Raw genomic sequence first — 24,282 nt, forward strand, 5'->3', positions numbered from 1 at the left:
CGGGGTGACGTGAGCGCGTTAAGGATCAGGGTGTTCACGTTGGCCGGAATGGCTGTTCAACTTCGCCGGAATACGCATGAGTGCCTCTGCCGAGCTGTTTGCCGTCATCAAGCTGATGGGGGCGCTCTATCTGGTCTATCTCGGCGTGTCCATGCTCTGGCAGAGGAGTGGCACTTCAACGTCTGTGGATGGGGCTGTGGCGCTGCCTGCGCTCTCTTATGGGCGCATCTTTCGGCAGGGGTTGCTCACCAATGTCCTCAACCCCAAGGTTGCCCTGTTCTTCCTCGCCTTTGTACCCCAGTTCATCGCGCCAGATGCGCCGCAAAAAGCACTGGCATTCATCGTGCTGGGCTGCATCTTCAATTTCAACGGCATGATCTGGTGCCATCTGCTGGCGTTTTCCACCGCGTTTGCAAGCCGCAAGGTGCGACTACACACCCGGGTGGCCACCTGGCTGAATCGTGTGATGGGGGGGCTGTTCGTGGGGCTTGGTATCAAGCTGGCGGTGGAGTGAGCAGGTAAACACCGGGCATAGAAAAAGGCGTATCCCATCGCTGGGATACGCCTTCGTCTGCACTGCAGCAGAATGACAGGGATCAGTTCATGCCGTAACGCTTGAGTTTCTTGCGCAGGGTGCCGCGGTTGATGCCCATCATCACGGCGGCGCGAGTCTGGTTGCCACGGGTGTACTGCATGATCACGTCCAGCATGGGAGCTTCGACTTCGGAGAGAACCATATCGTACAGATCAATCACTTCCTGACCGTTCAACTGGGCCAGGTAGTTACGCAGGGCCTGTTGCACAGAGTCACGCAGGGGGCGTTGGGTCGGCTCGGCAGCGTGATTGTGAGTAGTTGTTACCAATGCATCAGAAGTCAGGGTTTGTTCGAACATATTCGGTCGGCTCTTTAGTTATGCGTTAACCTAATCCATCGAAATACGCTTCGAGTGCCTCGAGTTGTGCGTCTGCACAATCCAGGGCATTGAAGTGCTTACGGAATTCTCGGCCCGCCTCTTCTTCATCCAGATACCAGCCCACGTGTTTACGGGCAATGCGCGCTCCCAGATAGGCACCGTAAAACTGGTGCAGATTGGTGACATGCTCGTTCATCAGGGTGCGAACCTCTTCCCTGTCGGGAGGCGGCAGCTTGGTGCCCGTTTCAAGAAAATGGCGGATTTCCCGGAAAATCCAGGGTCGTCCTTGCGCAGCACGGCCGATCATCACGGCGTCAACACCGGTATAGTCGAGGACATACCGGGCTTTCTCCGGGCTATCGATGTCGCCATTGGCGACAACAGGAATCGATACGGCCTGCTTAATCGCCCTGATAGTGTCGTACTCCGCTTCGCCCTTGTAGAGGCAGGCACGGGTACGACCATGCACGGCAAGGGCCGCGATACCGCAATCTTCGGCGATTCGGGCGATCTCCTCGCCATTGCGGTTATCCGGATCCCATCCTGTGCGGATCTTCAAGGTGACAGGTACTTCCACCGCATCCACCACGGCCCGGCAGATGGATCTGACCAGGTCTGGCTGACGCAGCAGGGCGGAACCTGCCAGCTTCTTATTCACTTTTTTTGCCGGACACCCCATGTTGATGTCGACGATCTGAGCGCCCTGCTCCACGTTGTAGCGGGCAGCAAACGCCATCATCTCGGGGTCGGCACCGGCAATCTGGACCGATCGCAAGCCGCCTTCAGCAGAGTGATCCATTCTCATCCGGGTTTTCTGGGTATCCCAGACATCCGGGTTGGCCAGCAGCATCTCGGAAACGGCCATACCGGCTCCCAAACGTAAACAAAGTTCACGAAATGGTCGGTCTGTTACACCGGCCATGGGGGCCACGATCAGGGGAGTTTCAAGCGTGTGGGGACCTATCTGCATTCCACGGTTACCATCGGCTTAGGGCGGCGTATATTACGCATTTTTTAGTCAGGAGAAAAGGTTAGTATTTGAGCGTCAGCCATTTTTTTCTGAAAAAAACGTCGCGCCAAGGCTTGCAAATTCAGGAGTGCTTGAAAATCGGACATATTGTCTGTGACCATGGTCAGGGGGGCGCGAGTGAGGGGGATGGTGATTTGTGAGTCTCCCTCTCAAGTCGGTTTAGGCTATGATAGCGGGCCTGAATTGAGCAAAGGCTCTACACAATTTTATTACAAACGGATCGGGGATGTATGACGGCAAAGTTCATCAAATCGCTCTGCCCATGCCTGCTGGGTGTCGTGCTGGGGTCGGCCCAGGCGCAGACGGTCAGCTTTACCGAGGCCTGGAGTCGGGTCATCCAGCAGGATGACGGCTTGGCGGCAGAGCAGGCCGGGGTGGAGAGGGCCCAGCAACTGCGGGAGGCGGCCAAGGCCATGTACCTGCCCAAGGTGGATGTGGGGGCCAGCTATACCCATCTTGATCAGCCGATGGAGCTGGACATGCTGGATCTCAACCCCATCGCCAATCATCCGGAATTCGGCAAGGTGCTGGGGCCCGTGATGCAGGCACTCAACCTCAGCCCGAGCGATTTCGTCACCCCCCTCACCAAGCAGAACGTGGTGACCAGTTCGGTCAAGATGTTATGGCCGCTCTTTACCGGCGGGCGCATCGATGCGGCCCAGGATATTCGTCAGGCCCAGGTGAGCGAGGCTGAGCAGTTGCTGGTGCTCAAACAGCAGTCCACCTTCGAGAGCCTCTCCCAGACCTACTTCGGGGTGGTGCTGGCGGCGCAGGTGGTGCAGACCAAGCAGGAGATCGAGCAGGGACTGGCACACCATCTGGATCATGCCAAGAAGCTCGAAGCCCAGGGGCAGATCGCCAAGGTAGAGCGCCTTTCGGCCCAGTCTGCCTATGACAGGGCACGTATCGATACCCAGAAGGCCAGGCGCAGCCTGGAGATCGCCCAGCTAGCGCTCGGCCACATGCTCAAGCTCAAGCAGGCTGAGCCCAATACCGCCCTCTTCATCAACGAAGGGATGCCAGCCTTGTCTCCCTTTGTGGAGGAGACCCTGTCGGTGCATCCCGGTCTCAAGCTGTTGACGGCCAAGAAGGAGCAGGCTCAGGGGATGATCAAGCTGGAGAAGGGCAAATACGCCCCCGAGCTCTTCCTGTTCGGCAACTACAACCTCTATGAAGATGATTCCATCGTCTCCAAGACCACACCGGACTGGCTGGTTGGTGTCGGGGTCAGCATGCCGCTGGTGAGTCGTGATGGCCGCTCCGAGACGGTCCAGGCAGCCAAGAGCGCCGAACTCCAGGTCAACCTGCTGCAAGCCAAGACCCGCCAGGATCTGGAGCTGCTGGTCGAGAAGACCTGGCGCGAGGCTGCCCAGGGACTGGAGGAGTATCACTCTCTCTCCTCGACCCAGGCGCTGGCCGAGGAGAACGTGCGGTTGCGTGACAAGGCATTCGGTCAGGGGCTCTCCACTTCCCTTGATGTGGTCGATGCCCAGACCCAACTTGCCGGGGTCAAGACCCAGCGCGCCGCCGCCGCCTATCAATACGTGATCTCCCTGGCCCGCCTGTTGGCACTCTCCGGTCAGATGAACAGTTTCAACCAGTATCAGCATGGCCAGGCGATCGAGGTGAACTCATGATCGCGCTCTCCTCCATTCCGTTATTCATGTCCGTTTCGACCGTCAAGGGTCGCCCGTTTGCCGAGGTGAATTCATGAGTCATCCCCCCATCAAGAAGAAGATGAGCCAGGGCAAGCCCTGGCTGCTGCCACTGGCGTTGGTATTGCTTGTGCTCTGGCTGGGCTGGCGCTTCTGGCTGGCCTATCAGCCGGAGCCGGTGCGTCTGCAGGGGCAGATAGAGGCGCAGCAGTATTCGGTCTCTTCCAAGGTGGCGGGCCGCATCGACGAGGTGCTGGTGAAGAAGGGGGATCAACTGGCCAGGGGCCAACTGGCGTTCACTCTGGCGAGCCCGGAGATCGAGGCCAAGCTGAGTCAGGCCAAGGCCGGGCAGGCCGCGGCTGGCGCCATGGCCGAAGAGGCCGAGAAGGGGGCGCGAGTGCAGCAGATCGCGGCCGCCAAGGATCAGTGGCAACAGGCCAAGGCGGCAGCCCTGCTTCATGGCAAAACCTACGAGCGCATTGCCAGCCTGCATCGGGATGGCGTGATGTCGCTGCAAAAGCGTGACGAGGCCTGGACGGCCTGGCAGGCGGCGAAGTACAGCGAGGGCATGGCCTGGCAGCAATACCAGATGGCGCTGGAAGGGGCGCGGGAAGAGACCAAGATCGCGGCCCGCGAGCAGGCCAAGATGGCGGCTGGCGGCGTGGCGGAAGTGGAAGCCTATCTGGCCGATACCCGCATCGCCAGCCCACACGAGGGGGAAGTTGCCCAGGTGCTGCTGCGCAGCGGCGAGCTGGCTCCCCAGGGCTTCCCCGTGGTGACCTTGCTCGACATGAAGGATGCCTGGGCCCAGTTCCATGTCCGTGAGGACCTCCTGCCAAGGTTTCCGGTCGGTACCGAGTTTGATGCCCGTATTCCCGGCCTGGGGGATCAGCTGGTGCGCTTCAAGGTGACCCATGTGGCCGTGATGGGGGATTTCGCCACCTGGCGTGCCACCGACACCCGCCAGGGGTTCGACATGAAAAGCTTCCAGGTGGAAGCGCGCCCCTTGCAGCCGGTTGACGGGCTGCGGGTCGGCATGAGCGTGCTGGTCGAGCTCTGATGGGGCGCGAATGGCGGTTGCTCTGGCAGGACCCGTTCGGCCGGGCGCTGGCGAGCTGGGTCCCCTTTCTGCTGATAGGGATCCTGTGCTGGATCTTTTCAGCCGGCCTGGCGCGGGATCTCAAGGTCGGTCTGGTGGATCTGGATCGCAGCACCCTCTCCCGGCAACTGGCGTTCTCTCTCGATGGCTCCGCCGGGCTCAAGATAGCGCAGCAGTTTGACGCCATTGACGAGGGGGCCAGGGCACTGCGAGGGGGGGACATCTATGCCCTGGTGGTGATCCCTCATCACCTGGAGCGGGATGCCCGCGAGGGGTCCCAACCCAGGGTGACCGTGTTCAACAATGGCCAGTTCATCCTGATTGCCAAGCTGGTCAACTCCGCACTGGCCCAGGTGGTGGGAACTCTCAATGGCCAGGTAGGGGTGTTGGAGGCCATGGCCGACGGCAAGACGCTGCCCGGTGCCCTGGGACAATCCGTACCCATTGCGAGCCAGGTTACCGCGCTCTACAACATCAATTCCAGCTACGCCCAGTTTCTGCTGAGCGCCCTGCTACCTGCGGTGTGGCAGATCCTGGTGGTGCTCTATGGCCTGAACGCCCTGGCCCGCACCGATCGCCTCGGGTTGGACTGGACCACCAGAGGGGTCTGGTTCGGCCTCTGGCGTACCCTGCTGCCCCACGTGCTCATCGGCTGGGGGTGGGGTCTGGCGTGGAGTCTGCTGCTGTTCAAGGGGCTTGGGTACCCCATGCAAGGCAGTTGGCTGGTGCTGACGGCGGGGCTGGGACTGGCGTCGGCCGCTTGCGTCACCATGGGGGCCTTCTTCTACGCCATCATCCGGGATCCGGCGCGGGCGCTCTCTCTGGCCGGCGCCTACACGGCGCCGGGATTTGCCTTCATGGGGGTCACCTTTCCGGTCAGCGCCATGGGGGATGTAGCCCAGTTCTGGCGCAGCCTGCTGCCCATCTCCCACTATGTGGAGCTGCAGATCGGGCAAACCAATTATGGTCAACCGTTGACGGCGGCCCTGCCCCAGCTCGGGGCTCTGCTGCTGTTTTTGCTGCCCCTGTTGCTGGTGGTACACCGCTACCGGACGCCGTCGGGCGCGGCCCTGCCCCATGAGGAGTCCAGGCCATGATGGGATTCTGGGATCTGGTGCGCCTTGAGCTGCGCACCCTCTTGGCGGATCGCGCCATCATGCTGACCCTGTTTGGCGGCGTCTTCTTCTACTCCTTCCTCTACCCCCAACCCTACCTGCACCAATTGCCCAGGGAAGAGCCCGTGGTGGTGGTCAACGAGGATGGCAGCCAGCTCTCCCGCCAGCTGGAGTTTATGGCCGATGCCACGGCGCAGGTGAAACTGGTGGCCCGTGCCGGTTCGCTCGACGAGGCCCGCCAGATGATGCTGACCGGCAAGGCGAGCGGCATCTTGCACATTCCCCGCCACTTCTATCGGGATCTGATGCTGGGCAGGAGCGTGACCCTGGGTTATGCCGGGGATGCCTCCTACTTCCTGGTCTATGGCACCATTGCCGAAGGGCTGGCCCAGGCGGGGGGCACGCTCGCCGCCCAGGTGAAGGTGGCCAGGCTGCTGAGCCAGGGCGAGGCGCTGCCCCAGGCCGCCATGGGCTGGAACGCGGTGGCCCTCAATGTGCTGCCGGTATTCAACCCCACCATGGGCTATGTGAACTACGTGGTGCCTGCGGTATTCGTGCTGATCCTGCATCAGGTGTTGCTGATGGGGACCGGCATCCTGGGGGCGACCCAGAACCAGCGCAGCCGCCGTGGCGAGTCAGGCTACTGGCAACATGCCCCCGTGCCGGCCTTGTTGCTGGCCCGCACCCTGGTGGTGGGGGCTCTTTTCGTCCTTCCGGTGACCTACTTCTTCGGCTTCTGCTTCGATCACTACGGTATTGCCCGCACCGCTGTACCCGGCGAACTCTGGCTCTTTACCCTGCCGTTCCTGCTGGCCACCACCTGGCTCGGGATCGTGCTCGGCGCCCTGTTCACCCGCCGTGATCTGCCGACCCAGGTGGTGCTTGTCTCCTCTTTGCCGCTGGTCTTCCTGGCCGGCTTTATCTGGCCCCTTGAGCTCATCCCGGCTCCCCTCAACTGGCTGGCCCAGTGGGCCCCGAGCACGCCGGCCATCGAGGGATTCCTGCGCCTCAATCAGATGGGCGCCGACTTTGCCCAGGTCTCCCGCTACTGGTGGCAGTTGTGGGGACTGGCGCTGCTGTATGGCGCTCTGGCGTGCTGGTTTCTCCGCTGGCGTCAACCGTGCCCTGCAATGCGGCCGGATGATGGGACGACAGCGTCCTCCACCGACTAGGCGCCTTGCAACAACACGGTCAGCCACTGGGCTGACCGTGTTGCCATTCACAGGGATCATGGCTGATTCAGACCCGAATCGCCGATGGCATAGATCTGGCCGCACGCCTCCTGGTCGGTGAGCAGTTGCAAACCCCGTATCGCCACATCCTGGCGCCTGACCAGGCCATGCCTCTCCTGCCCCTGGCTCAGGATGGTCTGACCCGTGGGCTCCCCATCCTGCAACCCTGCGGGGCGTAAAATGGTCCACTCAAGGGTGCTTGTCTGCAGCCAGCTTTCCGCCAGGCTCTTGAGACGTACCTCGTGTCCGAAGGCGGCGCGAGCCCGTTCGGGCAGGTATTGCCAGCTGTCGCCACAGCCGAGGGAGGTGACCAGCAGCAGGCGGCTGAGCCCGGCGCGCTCCATCTCGTCGATCACATGGCGGTTGCCCTGATAATCCACCGGTGCACTCTGGCGAAAGCTGCCGAGGGTGGAGACTACCCGAGCATCCCTGCCCGCCAAGCGGCAAGCCTGGGTCACGGCCAGGGGGTCCAGGGCATCTCCGATGACGACCTCGACTCCCAGGGTATGCAGCTCGCTGGCCATGTCGGCATGGCGCACCAGGGCAACGACCCTGTGGCCCAGTTGCAGTGCGTAGTCGGTGAAGGCGCGGCCCAGTCCTCGACTGGCACCGAAGATGAGTGTGGTTGGCATGACAGGCCCTCTCGAACAAAAGAGCAAGCCTAGAGCCTGGATGGCTCTCTGTAAATGAGAGTGGTTTTTATTTGTGAGGTGCAGGGGATATGAAGGGCCGGACATCAGGGACGCCGGCCCGACGGGATCAACCGTTGTAATGGCCGATGCTGGGACGGCGGCTGGGTCCGCTCAGGTGGATGTCCACCGGATTGAACGCCTTGATCGCCTCATAGCTGAAATCACCGATGGCCTGATGCAGGCTCTGGGGGCTGTGGTTGGTGATGATGATGACGCTTTTGGACAGGTTGCGACGACGGCGCAGCAGGTGGCCGAGGAAGCTGGACTGACTCTCGGCCATCTTGGCGCGGTTGGCCGCCACCTCGTCGATGATCAGCAGGTCCACCTCTTCCAGGGCGCGGCGGTACTGGTTGCGCTCCTCCTGATCCTGGATGACGTTGAAGAAGAGCCTGTCCACGATGGAGGCCCACTGCTGGAAGATCACCGACTTCTGGTGGCGCGCGATCAACTCGTGGGCCACGGCGCCCGCCAGGGTGGATTTGCCGGTACCGTAATCGCCGTAGATCAGCATGCAGCCCCCGCCGCTCTTCTCCCAGTGCTCGAAACCGCTGATGAAGTAGCGGGCTGTCTCGATGGGGTATTGCAGGGCCGGGTCACCGGAATCCATCTTGTCGAAGATCCAGTCCGGATTGAGGTCGGCCTGGGCGATCAGCTTCTGGATCCGCTCCTGGCGGGCGGCCTTCTGCAACTCGCGCACTTCGGCATTGGCCTTGGCGTCGTACTCCTTGCGCAGGGTTTCGTAGTCGTACTGGCTGCCGCCGGTTGCGGCCCGCAGTCGGAGAATACGTTCCTGCAGGCTGCTGACGTGACGCTTGAGCTCGGGATCATGAGCCCGTTGCTCCTGTCTCGCCTTGACGATTTTCTGGCGTTTGGCCTCGATCTCTTCCAGTGCCTGGCGCATCGGGTCGTGCGGATCTGTCATGGAATTCTCCTTTTGCTAGGGCTGTGGCTGGATGGGCAGGGGGTCAATAGTGCACTTCGTGGCCGCCTGGTATCAATCATTCTCCGGCTCCTGAGCTTGTGCCAGCCGTTTGGCCTCATCGATCATCTCTTGCGCCCGGCGGCTCGGGCCAGCCTCTACCGGGGCTGGCGCGACCTGCTGGTACCCGGTGACCACGGTCGCCGGGCGGCGGGCGTAGCGCCGACTCTTGAGGGCCCGAATAAATTTCAACATCCACTGGTGCTGGGAGTCGAACACCTCGGGGCGGCCGAGCCAGTAGGCGATGAACTCCCCGAGATCCTCTTCGCTGTAGCTGGCATCGATCACCCCGCACAGGCGTGCGAGAGCAGGCAGTTCTTCGTCCGGACGCCACTGCAGGTGCATCTGGAACGGGCGTGCCGGCAGAGGGCTGCGCACCCGCTGGCTCAGCAACGGCAACTGGAAAGGGCACTGGTGGTAGTGCTCACTGTCAGCCTGGGCCTCGACCTGAAGCAGTTCGGCCTCCATCAGCTCGTCGAGCAGTTCGGTCAGCTGGCGAGCGTTGACCTGATAGCTGAAACCACCGGGATTGCCCGGATCGACGACAGCCAGTGCCCGGCCAAGCTCGGGATAGTTGAGTCGGGCCAGCCGATTTTCCAGCACCAAGCGGCGCAGTTGCAGGGTATAGAGGCTGCGGGCCGGATGGGAGAGTCTGGGATGGGCGAGGGCGCTGTATTCGGCTGGCGTCATGGTCTGCTTCACGATCTGGAGTGGAGGGCATTATCCCTCATGGCGGTGCCTCATACAATTCATGGTGCCGACCTGCGAGATAACGGCTGCCGGGCGACGGTTGCCGACCATCTCTGCGCAAGGGGGCGATCAAAATAGTCGGACCATTTCAAACGCTTGGCAGATACCAAGGCCAGCCCGGCTCGCTGCTCGACAATATTGTGTGGCGGTATCCAGCGCCCATGATCTAGTCTTAATGCTCAAATAACCATTTGACTAATAAGAGCTTTGTCAAGATGTCAAAAGCCGGACTACGGATCTTGGTGGTAGAAGACGAAGCGGTTTTTCGCCACTCATTGGTATCTTATCTCGAGCACGACGGGGCCTGCGTCTTTCAGGCAGAAGACGGGATTGAGGGGCTCTCTGCCGCAGCGCTCTATCACCCCGATGTGGTGTTGTGTGATCTGAACATGCCGAACATGGATGGCCATGAGGTGATTGCCTGCCTCACCGCCCGCTATCCACAGGTGCCCGTCATCGTAATCTCCGGTCAGGATCAGATGGCTGCGATCGAGCGTGCGCTGCGGGCGGGGGCCAGGGACTTCTTCATCAAACCGGTGAATGACTATGAGCAGATCCGCCGCAGCATCGAGCAATGCCTGACAAACCTCGGGCATCAGAGCCAGCAACTGGAGCTGATGGAACACATCGACTTCTTCCGTGGCCACGATCTGGCGAGCAGCCGGCTGCTCGCCTGGTTGGCCCCCCCTGGCATGCAGGAGTGGGGGCCCTGGCAGGTCACCTTTGCCGGCATGGGCAATCTCTTCATCCCGGATACCTTCAAACTGGACGACAAGCTGCTGGTACTGGTGATGGAATTGCCCATCCTCGGTGTGGATGCGGCTTTCTGTGGTGCCTTGGTGCGATCCCTGATGAACGGCCCCTATCGCCAATACCAGCAACAAGAGAGCCTGCTGTTGACCCAGCCACACCGATTGCTGGATTACCTCAATCTGCAACTGATGGAGTCGGGCCTGCGTCACTCCTTTGCCATGGCGGCCCTGCTGTTCGATCAGGAGGATGGGCTGCTTTTTGCAAATGCCGGGCTCACCTCACCTCACTGGTTGATGCGTGCAGGGGGGTTGCCGCTCGGCTTGATGCGCAGCAGTCGCTACACGTTGCACAGGCGAAGCTGGCACGAGCCCTTTGATCTGCAGTTTCGCAGTGACAGCGGCAGCGCCCTGACGATGCAGGTTCGTCACCACTGACGCCGTGAAGTGAACACATGCAAACAGGGCGCCCATGGGCGCCCTGTTTGGTCTCTGCTGTCCTGACCGGTCAAACGGTCGCGGACTGCAGTTTCTGCTCTTGTTCTTCGGGCTCTTTGGCCGGGCCTTCGGCACCGTGCATCCAGTAGACCAGGCGGTTGGCCATGGTCAGCAGGATGAGGGCGCTGATCACGGCGGCCAGTGCGATGCCACCGAAGATGGCCATGGCACCGGACTCGCCGACGAAGGAGCCGATGAAGCCGGCGGCATAGTTGGCCAGGGCCACGAAACCGAACCAGGCACCCATCATCAGGGAGGCCAGGCGCAGCGGAGCCAGCTTGGTCACCATGGAGAGACCGATGGGAGAGAGGCAGAGCTCGCCCAGGGTATGGAACAGGTAGGCACCGACCAGCCAGAACATGGAGGTCTTGACAGCCTGATCACCACCTTGCTCCAGCACGGCACCGATCATGAACAGGAAGCCGACGGCCAGGAACAGCAGGCCCATGGCGAATTTCACCGGGGAGTTCGGCTCTTTCTTGCCGAGCTTGATCCAGATGGCGGCCACGACAGGGGCCAGGGTGATGATGAAGAAGGGGTTCAGGGACTGGAACCAGGCTGTCGGCACTTCGAAGCTGCCGATCATGCGGTCGGTATACTCCTGGGCATACAAGTTCATCAGACCACCGGCCTGCTCGAAGCCGGCCCAGAAGATGATGGTGAACAGGCCCAGTACCAGGATCACCTTGATGCGATCCACTTCCTGTTTGGTCAGGGGCGCTTTTTGCTCCTTGGAGCGTTGCAGGGCGGCACGCTGGGCAGCGGGCACACGGCCGATGTCGCCAAGGAAACGCTGGGCCATGGTGGCCTGCACGACCAGGGAGAGCAGCATGCCGATACCGGCGCTGACGAAGGCGGCTTGCCAGCCATAGGCGGTGGCGGCGGCGCCGCAGATCACGCCGGCCAGCAGGGAGCCCAGGTTGATGCCCATGTAGAAGATGGTGAAGGCGCCGTCACGACGGTGATCCCCTTCTTTATACAGGTCGCCCACCATGGTGGAGATGTTCGGTTTGAACAGGCCGTTGCCCACGATCAGCAAGCCAAGGCCGGCATAGAAGACGGTGTTGACCATGTCAGGGAACATGGCGTGAGGCAGTGCCAGGGTAAACTGGCCGGCGGCCATCAGCACGGCACCGAACAGGATGGCACGGCGCTGGCCCAGGAAGGTATCTGCGAGCCAGCCGCCGATGATGGGGGTGATGTAGACCAGACCGGTATAGATGCCGTACAGCTTGAGGGCGTCGGCCTGGGTCCAGCCCATGCCACCGTTGGCGGTCAGGTCGGTCAGATAGAGGACGAGCACGGCACGCATGCCATAATAGGAGAATCTCTCCCACAGTTCGGTACTAAAGAGCAAAAAAAGCCCTTTAGGGTGACCTAAAAAGGTCCCTTTGGACGGGTTATTCATTGGAACTTCCACCTGTGTCTTATATTTTTTTAGAAATTTTATGCAAGGGCTAGGAACAAGCCTTAATCCTTATAGAACAAGCGACTTTAAATTACAATATTATGATTTAGTGATATTTTATCTATCAATGGTTGAATATTTGTTTATAAAATGAAAAAGGGCATCGAATGATGCCCAGTTTTTTATTCTGCTTATCTTGTAAATATTCAGAGATTACAGCTCTTTGGCAAACTGCTTCAGCCAGCTGGTGAATTCTTTGCTGAGTTCCCGATGGCGCACGGCGTATTCCACATTGGCCTTCATGTAACCGAGCTTGCTGCCGCAATCGTGGCTACGTCCCTTCATGAAGTAGGCATTGACCTGCTCCTTTTCCATCAGCATGGCGATGGCATCGGTCAGCTGGATCTCGTCGCCGGCGCCGGCCGGGGTTTTTTCCAGCAAGGGCCAGATATTGGCCGAGAGCACATAGCGACCGACCACGGCCAGGTTCGACGGGGCTTCATCCCGGGGCGGCTTCTCGACGATGGCCTGCATCGGCAGGGACATGCCTTCGCTCAGGGCCTCCCCCTTGATGTCGGCGATGCCGTATTTGTCCACTTCGCTCTCGGGGACGGCTTCCACCATGATCTGGCTGATCTGCTCCTCTTCGAACAGATGCACCATCTCCGCCAGGTTGTCCTGCTTCAGATCGCTGGCCACCTCGTCGATGAGCACATCCGGCAGCAGCACGGCGAAGGGTTGATCCCCGATGAGGGGGCGGGCACACAGTACTGCATGACCCAGGCCTTTTGCTTCCCCTTGACGCACGTGCATGATGGTGACGTCTTTGGGACAGATGTGCTGAACCTCTTCCAGCAGTTGGCGCTTGACCCGCTTCTCCAGGGTCGCCTCCAGCTCGAAGCTCTTGTCGAAGTGGTTCTCGATGGAGTTCTTGCTTGAATGGGTCACCAGGATGATCTCCTTGATGCCGGCGGCGATGGCTTCGCGCACCACATACTGGATCAGCGGCTTGTCGACCACGGGCAGCATCTCCTTGGGGATGGCCTTGGTGGCGGGCAGCATGCGGGTACCCAGACCGGCAACGGGGAGAACGGCCTTGCGAACAACGAGCGGTGTCTTTTTCATGGAGTGAGTCCGAAGATACAAAGTGGGCTCATGATACCCGAAGAAAAATAGGGCAGCCACAGGCTGCCCTCGGGATTATAGGGATTCAAACCGGTTACTTGACGATAATCATGTCCCGGTTTGCTTCCAGCGTGGCAGGTCCGATGCCACTGACGTCCGCCAGTTGATCGACGGAGGTGAACTTGCCCTGCTTCTCCCTGTGGTCGATGATGGCCTGTGCCTTCTTCTCGCCAATGCCCTTCAGGGCGGTGAGCTCGCCGACACTGGCGGTATTGAGATTGATCTTGCCGCTTTCCTTGACTTGGGTGGTGGCCACAGGCTTGGTCGCCGCCTTGTCGGCGGCCAGCAGAGGTTGGCTCAACAGGGGGAGGCAGCCCAGCAGCAGTGCGGCGATCAGGGTCTTCTTGTTCATATCGTCATGTCCTTATGTGGCGTTAGTATCACATTTATCATTAGCTGTGTTGCGCCACTTTTTGTCTGTCAGTTTTGACACTGTATAAGTCAGTGCAAACGGCTATAAGCCGAAGATACTCACTCGGTTACACTGACCAACCCTTTGAGCGAGAACTCTTTTCCATGTATCTACCCGCCATTTCCGAACTGGAGCCCATCGCCCGCGCCGCCGGTGAGGCCATCATGTCCATCTACAGCCAGCCCTTTGCGGTGGAGTACAAGCAGGACGAGAGCCCGCTGACGGCTGCGGACAAGGGGGCCCACGAGGTGATCGTTCAGGCGCTGGCCCGTCTCACTCCCGATATCCCGGTGTTGTCGGAAGAGTCCTCCCCCGAGGTGATGGCTGCGCGACTCGGCTGGTCCCGTTACTGGCTGGTGGATCCTTTGGATGGCACCAAGGAGTTTGTCTCCCGCAACGGCGAGTTCACGGTGAATATCGCCCTGATTGAACAGGGGACCCCGCGCTGGGGGCTGGTCTATGCCCCGGTACTGGACAAGCTCTGGTATGGGGGCAAGGGGATTGGCGCCTGGCGTGTGGCTGATGGCAGGCACGAGACCATCCAGACCCGCCCTCATGACGCAGGGCAAGTGTGGCGCGTGGTGGGCAGTCGCAATCACCTGTCGCAGGAAACCCTCGAGTATCTGGCCCGTTTTGGCGAACTGGAGCGGGGCGAGATCGAGCTGGTTTCCATGGGCAGCTCTCTCAAGTTTTGCATCATTGCCGAGGGGGAGGCCGAGCTTTACCCGCGGCTCGCACCGACCTGCGAGTGGGATACGGGGGCTGCTCAGGCGGTACTGGAAGGGGCGGGGGGCAGCGTCACCCAGCTCGATGGTTCGCCGCTTTGCTACAACAAGCCCGATATCCTCAATCCCTGGTTTGTGGCCAGGGCATGAGTCACCATCGGATGCAAAAAGGCCGGACAGTGTCCGCAATGCTGTTCAGATAAGCACATTTTTGACTAATTATTCATAAATGCGACTTGAGTTGGGGGAGCAAGGCTGTTTCCAGTCGATGTTCCTTCAGCCTTTATCCAGCGTGGCTTGCAATAGAAAGAGGGAGGCATCATGCCTCCCTCATTTTTTAGCCCTGATACTACGTGGACTGGAACTCAAATTCTCTTAAGTGAACAGCATTGCGGACAGTGTCCCGGGCCTTTTTCTTGTCAGCCTCGATGGGCTCAGAAGACTTTCTTGAACGGTTTGATGGTCACCCTGGCGTAGACCCCCGCCGCGACATAGGGGTCCGCATCGGCCCAGGCCTGGGCGTCGGCCTGGCTGGCAAAGTCGGCGATGACGGTGCTGCCGGTGAAGCCCGCATCGGCCGGATCCTCGGCATCGATGGCCGGGTTGGGGCCGGCCGTCAGCAGGCGGCCCTCATCCTGCAAGGCTTGCAGGCGGGCCAGGTGGGCAGGGCGTGCCAGCTTGCGCTGGGGCAGGCTGCCCGCGACATCTTCGGAGTAGATCAGATACCACATGGAACAATCCCTTTCTGGTTGCGGTTATTTTTTCTGTTCTGCGTTCTGCTCGGCCGGCATGTGGCGATAGAGATAGACGCCGCTGAGCAGGGTGAAGACCAGGGTCATGCCCAGCAGGCCGAACACCTTGAAGTTGACCCACATCTCCTGGGAGAGGTTGAAGGCCACGTAGAGGTTGAGCAGGCCGCACAGGGTGAAGAAGCCGACCCAGCCGAGATTGACGTTGTCCCAGACCCGGTCGGTGGCTTGGAGCTCCTTGGCCAGCATCTGCTTGATGAGGTTCTTGCCAAAGCCATAGCGGCCGATGAGCAGGGCGAGGGCAAAGAGTACGTTGATGACGGTCACCTTCCACTTGATAAAGGCATCGTCGTGGAAGAAGACGGTGAGGCCGCCGAAGAAACCGACCAGCACGAAGGTGAACAACTGCATCTTCTCGACCCGGCGATAGCGAAGCCAGCTGTACAGGAGTTGCAGGCCAGTGACGACCACCAGGGCGCCAGTGGCGGTGTAGATGTCGTAAAACTTGTAGACCGCGAAGAAGACGATCAGGGGGATGAACTCGATAAACTGCTTCATGCTGGGCTCTAACCTCAAAATTTCACTCAGTGTACCTGCCCGTCAGACAACGGCAAATGAATAAGACCGTCCATTCTGCAGGCAGTTCCTTCCCGGGGCTGCGGGTTACTCGAACAGCTGGCTGGCAATCTGGTTGCCAAGGCGCACCTGATCGTCCAGCAATGCGCGTATGTCTGCTTCCTCGATGAGGGGGTTGAGCAGGACGGCGCGTAGCAGCGTGAGCGGTTGCTCGCCATAGCGGGAGACTGCGCGCTGGGTGCGTGAGACGAAGCTGTGCCCTTCGGCGCGCTGGGCTTTTTGCAGGGCGACGTTGAAGAGATTGATCTGTTCGTTGGCCGCCACATCGGGCACCTGACCTTGCAGGTGGGGCGGAATGCACCGGTAGGAGAGCAGGTTCATGACAGGTGCCGACATCAGCTCGAAGGCGGGGCTGGCGTCGATGAGCGCGGCCATTCGCCGCGCCCTGTCGTAGTTGGCGTCGATGAGTTGGGCATAACCCTGCTGCCCCAGCATCTGGAAGGCGGCATCCAGATAGAGCGCGTTGGCGGGACGGGTCCCCTCCAGAGTGAAACGCCCCTGATCGAAGGAGGTGGCGCGGATGGCGTAGGGAGCCTCGCGCTTCACCGTCATCATCAGGTCCGGTTGGCGGCAGAGCAGCATGCCGGTACCGAGCGGGACCAGCAACTGCTTGTGACCGTCAAGGGTGACGGTATCGGCGTGCTCTATCCCCGTAAGCAATCCCTGATAGCGGGGCGAGAAGAGGGTCGGGCCACCCCAGGCCGCGTCCACGTGGAAGTGGATTTGCTCGCGCCGGGCGATGGCGGCCAGTTCCGGCAGCGGGTCGACGGAGCCAAAATCCGTGCTGCCAGCCACGCCGACCAGCGCCAGCACCTTGAGCTTCTGCTCCCTGCATTGTTGAAGGGCCTGTTCCAGTGCCGCCAGACTGAGCCGATTGTGCTCGTCTGTGTCGAGACGCCAGACGCTGCGAGCCCCGAGTCCCAGCAGATCCATCCCCTTGTCGAAGGAGTAGTGCATCAGCCGCGAGCCCAGAATGACGGCGCCGCGATAGCCCTGCTCGGCGAGGGCGAACAGGTTGTCGCCACAGGCCCGGTTGCGAGCCAGCCAGAGGGCGGTGACGTTGGCGATGGTACCGCCACTGGTCATGACGCCGAGGGCTGCATCCTTGGCATGCATCTGGGCTGCATAGAAGGCGTCGTCCTCGCGGTAGACCAGACGGTGCAGCTTGGCCAGCACTTCCCGCTCCAGAAAGCTCAGCAAACGGGAGGACTCCATCTTCATCGGGTTCTGGTTGAGCATCACCAAGAGCCGGGAGAGCTCGGCGGTGAAGGCTGGCAGCGGCGCCGTCATGTGTCCCATGTAGCGGGGAGAGGTGAGGTGCGATGCCCCGGGTACCAGGGTGGTGAGCCGTGCCAGATAGTCCCGGGGAGAGATGCCGATGGCGGGCATGCACGACTGATCGAGCTGGTGGGTGAAGCTGCCCCGCTGATAGGGGGCCTGACTGTCGTCGGAATGATGGAAATGCTCCAGCAGGGCCGTCATGGCCTTGCCGAAATCAGGATCCGGTTGTGTAAACAGTTCAGTGAGCTTCATCGGGTTCTCCAGACCAGATTGTCGGGCAGACGCGGCCATCCGCATGGGCGGCGTCGGCGGCAGAGCATACACCAAAGGGGCGGGGGGCACAGCCATCTCTGGCCCTCCCTCTCCTCGCGTCTTTATTTTCAGCTAACGCTTGTAGCCTGAAACATCGGCCGCTAGAGTGGGCCGGTAATGGGTTGGAGGTAATGATGGATGTGACGGGGTACTCCCCACGGGAAGAGTGGGCGAATCGCCTCAGCCATGGGCTGGGGCTGCTGCTGGGCGGACTGGGACTGGTCTTGCTGCTGCACAAGGGGTGGGATCAGGGGCCCAGGGTACTGCTGAGCTACGGCGTCTACGGTGCCAGCCTGGTATTGCTCTATCTCGCCTCGACGCTCTATCACAGCGTGAGCTCGGTGGCTGCCAGACGCTGGAGCAAGCTGTTCGATCACTGCGCCATCTATCTGCTGATCGCCGGCACTTATACCCCCTTCCTGCTGGTGGCGCTCGATACGCCGCTGGCGCAAGGACTGATGGTGGTGATCTGGGGGCTGGCCCTGGCGGGGGTCGTGTTCAAGCTGATCTTCATCAATCGTTTCAAGAAGGTGTCGCTATTTACCTATCTGATGCTGGGCTGGCTGTCGCTGGTGGTCATCTACCAGCTCTATCTGCATCTGGATGGTACCGGGCTCCTGCTGCTGGGGCTGGGTGGTCTCATCTACAGCCTGGGAGTGATCTTCTATGTGGCCAAGCGCATTCCCTACAACCACGCCATCTGGCACCTGTTTGTGCTGGGGGGCAGTCTGTGCCACTTCATGGCCATTTATGGCTATATCTGATGGCTAACCCTTAATTGGTATTTTTGTGCTCATGAAAGCCTGAATTCGTGCGGCACCCCACAGTTGCCCCCTTCGTTTGCTGACAAGCTAGTGCCAGTTCAGTTTGGAAAGGATGCAAACGATGAGTGAGATCGCGCTTTCCATCAGCATGCTGTCGCTGGTGGCAGTGCTGGGGCTCTGGCTGGGAAACTGGCGAGTCTATGGCGTGGGTTTGGGTATCGGCGGGGTGCTGTTCGGCGGCATCATAGTGGGCCACTTCGCCGGCTTGTCCGGCTTGAAGCTGGATGAGCAAACACTTCATTTTATTCAGGAATTCGGCCTGATCCTGTTCGTCTACACCATAGGCATCCAGGTCGGTCCCGGCTTCTTCTCCTCCTTGCGCAGTTCGGGCCTCAAGCTCAATGGCTTCGCGGCCCTGCTGGTTCTGCTCGGCTGCCTGGTGGCGGCAGCGTTGCACCAGCTGTTCGATGTACCGCTGCCGGTGATCCTCGGGGTCTTTTCCGGGGCAGTGACCAATACCCCGTCCCTGGGGGCTGGCCAGCAGATCCTAGCGGAGCTCGGGGCGGATCCTGGATCCACCGGTCTGATGGGGATGGGCTATGCGGTGGCCTACCCGTTCGGGATCTGCGGCATCCTGCTCACCATGTGGCTCATTCGTATGTTCTTCCACATCAAGATCGAGGAGGAGGCGGTCGCTTTCGAGCAGCAGGCTGGCAAGACCAAGGAGAGTCTGCAAACCATCAACATTGCCGTGCGCAATCCCAACATGCACGGCCTGATGCTCCGCGAGATCCCGAGTCTGGACGAGGCGGACGTCATCTGCTCCCGACTCAAGCGTGGCGACGAACTGATGGTGCCAAAGCCCGACTCGCGCATCGAACTTGGCGACCTGCTGCACCTGGTGGGGGAGCGTCATGCCCTGCACAAGGTGCTGCTGGTGCTTGGAGAGGAGGTAGACACCTCCCTCTCCACCCGCGGGACCGATCTGCGTGTCGAGCGGGTGGTGGTCACCAATGAGCAGGTGCTCGGCAAGCGGATCCGCGATCTCGACATCAAGCAGAAATACGATGTGGTCATCTCGCGCCTGAATCGGGCCGGCATCGAGCTGGTGCCAACCAGTCAGACCAGTCTGCAGTTCGGTGACATCCTGAACCTGGTGGGGCGGCTCGATGCCATCGAGGCGGTCACCAGCGTGGTGGGCAACGTGCAGCAGAAACTGCAGCAGGTGCAGATGCTGCCCGTCTTCATCGGCATCGGGTTGGGGGTATTGCTCGGATCCATTCCCTTCTACCTGCCGGGATTCCCGGCGGCGCTCAAGCTGGGGCTGGCAGGGGGACCGCTGGTGGTGGCGCTCATCCTGTCTCGTATCGGCAGCATCGGCAAGCTCTACTGGTTCATGCCGCCGAGCGCCAACCTGGCGCTGCGGGAAATAGGCATAGTGCTCTTCCTGGCGGTGGTGGGGTTCAAGTCCGGGGCCGGCTTCATCGACACCCTGATCAACGGCGACGGTCCCGCATGGATGATGTACGGTGTGGCAATCACCCTCATCCCGCTGCTGCTGGTGGGTGTGCTGGCACGCCATTATGGCAAGCTCAACTACCTCACGCTGTGCGGGCTGCTGGCCGGCTCGATGACGGATCCTCCCGCTCTGGCATTTGCCAACGGCATGCACCCCACCAGTGGTGCCAGCGCACTCTCTTACGCGACCGTCTACCCCCTGGTGATGTTCCTGCGGATCATCTCGCCCCAACTGTTGGCCATCCTGCTCTGGGCCGGTGTCTGACACCTCACGAGACGGGAGCCGATGAGGCTCCCGTCTTCGTTTTGTCACAATTGATGCTATTGATTTAATTAATTTTATTCATCTTCGGCGTCCCTTCGTTTTCACCCCGAAACCCGGCTTCATTTCGGTCTGTTCATTCGATTTTTCTCACTGGTTTATGGCCTGATAAACGGGCACATTGGAGGCTGGAGCAATATGCCCTTCGATATTTCAGGAGAAACCATGAGCAATCAGCGCATCGTATTGGATCAGGATGTCGTCGTTACCCACTTGCAAGGCAAAATGTATCTGGTCGCCGCCGACGGGAGCCAGAGACTCGTTGCAGAAGGCGATGTACTGCCCAAGGATGCGGTATTGCTTGCGCCCGAAGGGGCCAGCTTCCGGGGAGGAGAGACCACGTTCACCCTGGGTTCCGGCGAGCGCCCCGAACAGGGTGACGCCGTGCTGGCGAACGCGGGGACACCCGATGACATCGCCGCCTTGCTGCAAGCGATTCTGGACGGAACCGACCCCACCAAGGCATTCGAAGCGTCGGCGGCGGGTGGAGCCCCGGCCGCAGGCAATGCGGGGGGCGTGGCTGGTGCCAGCGGCAACGGCGGTTTCGTCACCATCGATCGTACCGGTGATGCAACCATCTCCAGCGCAGGCTTTGACAGCGCGAACCCGGCTGGCGCGGCGCCGCTGGTGGATGCGCAAAGCAGCGAAGATGAGTTGGTCGACCTCACCGCTCCCGTCATCACCGTCTCTGCCCCCGACAACACCAACGATCGGACGCCGACCCTGACCGGTACCACGGATGCCCCCGCTGGCAGCACGGTGACCCTGGTGGTGACCGATGCCAATGGCAATCAGCAGACCCTGACCGCTACGGTACAACCGGATGGCAGCTTTAGCGTGGATGTCACCACACCGCTGGCCGAAGGGGGCTATCAGGTGACGGCTTCCGTGACCGATCCGGCCGGCAATACCGGCACCGCGACCGATGATGGCAGCGTGGACACTACGGCTCCGATCGTGACGGTGAATGCACCGGACAATACCAATGACAACACTCCGACCATCACGGGTACCACGGACGCCGCCCCCGGCAGCACGGTGACCCTGACGGTGACCGATGCCAACGGCAATCAGCAGACCCTGACCGCCACGGTACAACCGGATGGCAGTTACAGCGCGGATGTCGTGACACCGTTGCCGGATGGGGGCTATGACGTGACGGCCAGCGTGACTGATCCTGCTGGCAACAGAGGCACGTCGAGCGACGATGGTAGCGTGGACACCACGGCGAACATCACGGTGAGCCTGGATGACGTGAACGCGGCCAATGTGGCCAACACGCCCATCAGCGGCACCTCCGATGTTGGCCCGGGTCGTACCGTGATCCTGGTGATCAGCGATGCCACCGGTAAGAGCGTGACAGTCACTGCCGTCACCGATGCCGATGGCAACTACCAGACCAGCGCCGATCTGAGCGGGCTGGCGGATGGCAACCTGACCGTGGTGGCCAGTGTTACCGACGCGGCGGGCAACCCGGCCAGCGCCACCGACGACACCACCTTGCTCGACACCACGCCACCGGATGCCAGCATCACCCTGGATGGCAACATCACCCCTGACGACGTGATCAACGCGGCCGAGTCCAAGCAGGACATCGCCGTGACCGGTCGCGTGGGTGGCGACGTGAAAGAGGGCGACACCGTCACCCTGACCGTCAATGGCAAGGCCTTCACCGGTCTGGTCTTGGCCGACAAGACTTTCAGCATCAATGTGCCGGGTAGCGACCTGGTGGCCGATGGGGACAAGGTGATCGACGCCAAGGTGACCACCACCGACGCGGCGGGCAACAGCACCACCCAGTCCGACAGCGAACGCTACAGCGTGGACACCGTGGCACCGGAGCTGGGCATCGACCTCGACCCGATCGTGGTGGGGGGCGACAACACCGTAAACAAAGCGGAAGCGGATGATAAGGCGAGCGTGACCCTGAGTGGTACCGTGAGCGGCGACGCCAAGGTGGGCGACACCGTGACCCTGACCGTGGGCGATGGCAGCAAGCTGACCACCCAGGTCGTCGTGCTGGGCAACGGCCAGCTGGGCTTTAGCACCAGCACCACCGCCGACAAACTGGTGGACGGCAGCCGCGTGACGGCCGAGATCACCGTGACCGACGCGGCGGGCAACAGCACCACCCAGTTCGACAGCGAACGCTACAGCGTGGACACCACTGCGACCGTTGCGCCGTCCGTGGTCATCGTGGATGACGTCAACAACGACCAGATGCTGACCAAAACCGAGATCGGCAACGATCAGATCCAGGTGCATGCCGGGGTCAGCCATGCTGATCTGGTTGCAGGCGGCAAGGTGACGCTGATCATCAACAATGGCGTCGCCAGCAGTACGGTTGAACTGACGTTGAAAGCCGATGGCACCCTGCAATCGAGCAATGGCAAGAGCTACGGCTATCAGAACGGCACCATCAGTTGGACGGAGGCGACACCTGGCAATGGAACATCGTTGACGGTGACCGCGACCCAGACCGACAAGGCGGGCAACACCTCCCTGCCGGGTAGCGATACGGCGCTGGTATTGGCCGTTCCCGTCACTTCCGGCGGCTACGCCAGTGGCGCCGAAGACACGCCGCTTTCCCTGAAGTGGAGCGATTTCAAGGCCAGCGATGCCGATACACCAGATGCTCAGCTGTCGATCAAGATCACCTCACTGCCAGCCGATGGCTTGCTCCAGTACAAGGATGCTGACGGTAAATGGCAGACAGTGACACTGGCCCTGGTGAATAGCGGGCTGACATTCAGCAAGGGGGATATTGATGCAGGCAAGCTGCAGTTCTTGCCTGACCTTCATGAGTCGAGCTCGGCTGCGGGCAACAATGGCGGCGCTCCAGGCAACAAGCTTGGCGATTATGCTGCCTTTGATTACCAGGTCAGCGATGGTGTCAATTCCAGTGACAGCGCCAAGTTCGTTATTGATATCAAGCCCGTTGTTGATGGCGTGACACTCAAGATTGAGCTGGTGAGTGGCGGCTTGACGCCGGGTGCGGCGAAAGTGGAAGAGATCCTGGACTCCTTGCAAGGCAAAAATCCATCATCGAACCCGACCGGGGGGAATGATTATCTGGTTTCCAGCAATGGCAACTGGGTAGATGGCGGAGCAGGCAACGACACCATCAAGTTCGGCAGTGGTACAAGCTTCCAGGCTATCGGTGGGGCCAGCGTCAATGAGCACCTGATTGGTGGTGACGGAGATGACATTCTGATCGGTGGCAAGAATGAAACGTCCTCGGTCAAGCTGCAGGGGGATGGGGGCAACGATACGCTTATCTCTCAAAGCCTGAAGGCAACCACTTCCTATTACGGCGGTGACGGCCAGGATGTTGCCTACATGCCCGGCTCGATGAAGGCGCTGAAACTGGTCACGACCGGTTTGCCCAACAGCTGTGACTACCGGCTCGTCTATACGGATCCTGTCACTGGGGTGGTGACCAACCATGACTTCTACAGCGTCGAAACCCTCTATCTGCAAGACGGCAAGTACCAGTTTGACGGTGGCCAGCTGAGCAAGGTTGCTGACCTTGCAACCCTGAAGATAGATGCTGACTTGATAGACACAGACGGTAGCGAGCGCTTTACCGAGCTGACCATCAAGGGACTGCCGCAGGGGGCTGAGCTCTCCGGTGGTACTCTGCAGGCTGACGGCAGTTGGAAGGTGCCTGCCAGCATGCTGGATCAGGATGGCAAATTGTCGCTGCAGGTTGAACTGCCGGTCGGTAGCCAGAATATCAAGGTTACCGTTGTAGCGGGCTCGCAAGAGTTCGACATGAATGGTCAACCTATTTCGGGTGAAGTGAAATTTACCGAGGCAGACGCCGGCTTCATGGTCAAACCGGCCAATCCGAATGGTGACAACACAGTTGATGGCGGCGGTGGCGATGATGTGCTGCTGGGGGATATAGGTGGCATCAAGACGTCGGTCGAGCCTGGCAAGAATTACAATGTCGCGCTGATTGTGGATACCTCAGGCAGTATGAAATACGGCCTCAATGGGAGTCAGAATCCCAGTTCAGGTCAAGATCGGATGACATTGACGATCAATGCACTGAAAGTGTTGGCCAATCAGCTGGCCAGCCACGATGGGGTGGTCAACGTGACGCTGATCGGTTTCGCCGGGTCGGCTAAATAGCTGATCCTAATTTCGCTCCAGTTGCATAAGCCCATGTCCATTACCCAGGGCGGGAGCACACTTTGTTGATATTTTAACCAAAGAATAACTGAGCCCGATAGTCGTCATTCCAGCCGGCTC

20 protein-coding genes and 1 pseudogene are annotated in these 24,282 nt (G+C 60.4%); 10 read left to right on the top strand and 11 right to left on the bottom strand.

Annotation, left to right across the window (positions count from 1 at the left end; all coding sequences use genetic code 11):
- Nucleotides 1-76: 76 nt before the first annotated feature.
- Nucleotides 77-514, top strand: a pseudogene (locus OKC30_RS10345) (LysE family translocator); the annotation flags it as partial.
- Nucleotides 515-596: 82 nt separating this feature from the next.
- On the opposite strand, the gene fis reads toward OKC30_RS10345, so the two are convergent.
- Both fis and dusB read right to left on the bottom strand, forming a co-directional pair.
- Nucleotides 597-893, bottom strand: a complete 297-nt coding sequence (fis, locus tag OKC30_RS10350) for a DNA-binding transcriptional regulator Fis (protein WP_005309538.1) — start codon at nucleotides 891-893, stop codon at nucleotides 597-599.
- Nucleotides 894-918: 25 nt separating this feature from the next.
- Nucleotides 919-1,884, bottom strand: a complete 966-nt coding sequence (dusB, locus tag OKC30_RS10355) for a tRNA dihydrouridine synthase DusB (RefSeq protein ID WP_010675552.1) — start codon at nucleotides 1,882-1,884, stop codon at nucleotides 919-921.
- Between the two features lie 290 nt (nucleotides 1,885-2,174).
- Here dusB and OKC30_RS10360 point away from each other — a divergent pair, with 290 nt between their 5' ends.
- From OKC30_RS10360 to OKC30_RS10375, 4 genes are all read left to right on the top strand, one after another.
- Nucleotides 2,175-3,581, top strand: coding sequence for a TolC family protein (locus tag OKC30_RS10360; protein ID WP_010675551.1), 1,407 nt, complete (start codon nucleotides 2,175-2,177; stop codon nucleotides 3,579-3,581).
- A gap of 73 nt (nucleotides 3,582-3,654) precedes the next feature.
- Nucleotides 3,655-4,659 carry an HlyD family secretion protein gene (locus tag OKC30_RS10365; protein ID WP_080767988.1) on the top strand — a complete coding sequence of 335 codons (1,005 nt, stop codon included), beginning with the start codon at nucleotides 3,655-3,657 and terminating at the stop codon, nucleotides 4,657-4,659.
- Complete coding sequence (locus OKC30_RS10370; RefSeq protein WP_160837832.1) at nucleotides 4,659-5,795, top strand: ABC transporter permease; 1,137 nt, start codon at nucleotides 4,659-4,661, stop codon at nucleotides 5,793-5,795. Before OKC30_RS10365 ends, OKC30_RS10370 begins: the two co-directional genes overlap by 1 nt.
- On the top strand, nucleotides 5,792-6,985 hold the full coding sequence (locus tag OKC30_RS10375) for an ABC transporter permease (RefSeq protein WP_160837830.1): 1,194 nt from the start codon (nucleotides 5,792-5,794) through the stop codon (nucleotides 6,983-6,985). The genes OKC30_RS10370 and OKC30_RS10375 overlap by 4 nt, the downstream gene beginning before the upstream one ends.
- 56 nt (nucleotides 6,986-7,041) lie before the next feature.
- On the opposite strand, the gene OKC30_RS10380 is transcribed toward OKC30_RS10375, so the two are convergent.
- The 3 genes from OKC30_RS10380 to OKC30_RS10390 form a co-directional block, all read right to left on the bottom strand.
- Complete coding sequence (locus OKC30_RS10380) at nucleotides 7,042-7,677, bottom strand: SDR family oxidoreductase (RefSeq protein WP_160837828.1); 636 nt, start codon at nucleotides 7,675-7,677, stop codon at nucleotides 7,042-7,044.
- A 127-nt stretch (nucleotides 7,678-7,804) separates the two neighbouring features.
- Entirely contained in the window at nucleotides 7,805-8,659 is an 855-nt protein-coding gene (locus tag OKC30_RS10385) for a DnaA ATPase domain-containing protein (RefSeq protein WP_160837826.1), read from the bottom strand.
- A 72-nt stretch (nucleotides 8,660-8,731) separates the two neighbouring features.
- A complete protein-coding gene (locus OKC30_RS10390; protein WP_039041329.1) occupies nucleotides 8,732-9,406 on the bottom strand; it encodes a DnaT-like ssDNA-binding domain-containing protein in 675 nt (224 codons plus the stop codon).
- Between the two features lie 275 nt (nucleotides 9,407-9,681).
- Here OKC30_RS10390 and OKC30_RS10395 point away from each other — a divergent pair, with 275 nt between their 5' ends.
- Nucleotides 9,682-10,653 (top strand): response regulator, encoded by a 972-nt coding sequence (locus OKC30_RS10395; RefSeq protein ID WP_160837825.1) that lies wholly within the window; start codon nucleotides 9,682-9,684, stop codon nucleotides 10,651-10,653.
- Between the two features lie 70 nt (nucleotides 10,654-10,723).
- Here OKC30_RS10395 and OKC30_RS10400 read toward each other — a convergent pair whose 3' ends face one another.
- The 3 genes from OKC30_RS10400 to OKC30_RS10410 form a co-directional block, all read right to left on the bottom strand.
- Nucleotides 10,724-12,121, bottom strand: a complete 1,398-nt coding sequence (locus OKC30_RS10400; protein ID WP_041212400.1) for a peptide MFS transporter — start codon at nucleotides 12,119-12,121, stop codon at nucleotides 10,724-10,726.
- Nucleotides 12,122-12,334: 213 nt separating this feature from the next.
- The gene (galU, locus tag OKC30_RS10405) at nucleotides 12,335-13,246 is read right to left on the bottom strand and encodes a UTP--glucose-1-phosphate uridylyltransferase GalU (RefSeq protein WP_010675542.1); all 912 of its coding nucleotides are present in this window, start codon (nucleotides 13,244-13,246) and stop codon (nucleotides 12,335-12,337) included.
- 94 nt (nucleotides 13,247-13,340) lie between these two features.
- Nucleotides 13,341-13,658 carry a ComEA family DNA-binding protein gene (locus tag OKC30_RS10410; RefSeq protein WP_160837824.1) on the bottom strand — a complete coding sequence of 106 codons (318 nt, stop codon included), beginning with the start codon at nucleotides 13,656-13,658 and terminating at the stop codon, nucleotides 13,341-13,343.
- A 164-nt stretch (nucleotides 13,659-13,822) separates the two neighbouring features.
- On the opposite strand from OKC30_RS10410, the gene cysQ reads away from it, so the two are divergent.
- Entirely contained in the window at nucleotides 13,823-14,593 is a 771-nt protein-coding gene (cysQ, locus tag OKC30_RS10415; protein ID WP_039041322.1) for a 3'(2'),5'-bisphosphate nucleotidase CysQ, read from the top strand.
- 284 nt (nucleotides 14,594-14,877) lie between these two features.
- Here cysQ and OKC30_RS10420 read toward each other — a convergent pair whose 3' ends face one another.
- From OKC30_RS10420 to OKC30_RS10430, 3 genes are all read right to left on the bottom strand, one after another.
- Nucleotides 14,878-15,174 (bottom strand): YciI family protein, encoded by a 297-nt coding sequence (locus tag OKC30_RS10420; RefSeq protein WP_010675539.1) that lies wholly within the window; start codon nucleotides 15,172-15,174, stop codon nucleotides 14,878-14,880.
- A gap of 24 nt (nucleotides 15,175-15,198) precedes the next feature.
- A complete protein-coding gene (locus OKC30_RS10425; RefSeq protein ID WP_160837822.1) occupies nucleotides 15,199-15,750 on the bottom strand; it encodes a septation protein A in 552 nt (183 codons plus the stop codon).
- 105 nt (nucleotides 15,751-15,855) lie between these two features.
- Nucleotides 15,856-17,361, bottom strand: a complete 1,506-nt coding sequence (locus OKC30_RS10430; RefSeq protein WP_043156041.1) for an aminotransferase class V-fold PLP-dependent enzyme — start codon at nucleotides 17,359-17,361, stop codon at nucleotides 15,856-15,858.
- Between the two features lie 191 nt (nucleotides 17,362-17,552).
- Here OKC30_RS10430 and trhA point away from each other — a divergent pair, with 191 nt between their 5' ends.
- From trhA to OKC30_RS10445, 3 genes are all read left to right on the top strand, one after another.
- Nucleotides 17,553-18,185 (top strand): PAQR family membrane homeostasis protein TrhA, encoded by a 633-nt coding sequence (trhA, locus tag OKC30_RS10435; protein WP_039041319.1) that lies wholly within the window; start codon nucleotides 17,553-17,555, stop codon nucleotides 18,183-18,185.
- Between the two features lie 121 nt (nucleotides 18,186-18,306).
- Nucleotides 18,307-19,968, top strand: coding sequence for a putative transporter (locus OKC30_RS10440; protein ID WP_010675535.1), 1,662 nt, complete (start codon nucleotides 18,307-18,309; stop codon nucleotides 19,966-19,968).
- A gap of 222 nt (nucleotides 19,969-20,190) precedes the next feature.
- Nucleotides 20,191-24,162, top strand: a complete 3,972-nt coding sequence (locus OKC30_RS10445; protein WP_202395099.1) for a retention module-containing protein — start codon at nucleotides 20,191-20,193, stop codon at nucleotides 24,160-24,162.
- Nucleotides 24,163-24,282 lie beyond the last annotated feature (120 nt).

Source organism: Aeromonas sp. QDB18, from assembly GCF_027705325.1.
In the GTDB taxonomy this organism is placed as follows: domain Bacteria; phylum Pseudomonadota; class Gammaproteobacteria; order Enterobacterales; family Aeromonadaceae; genus Aeromonas; species Aeromonas caviae.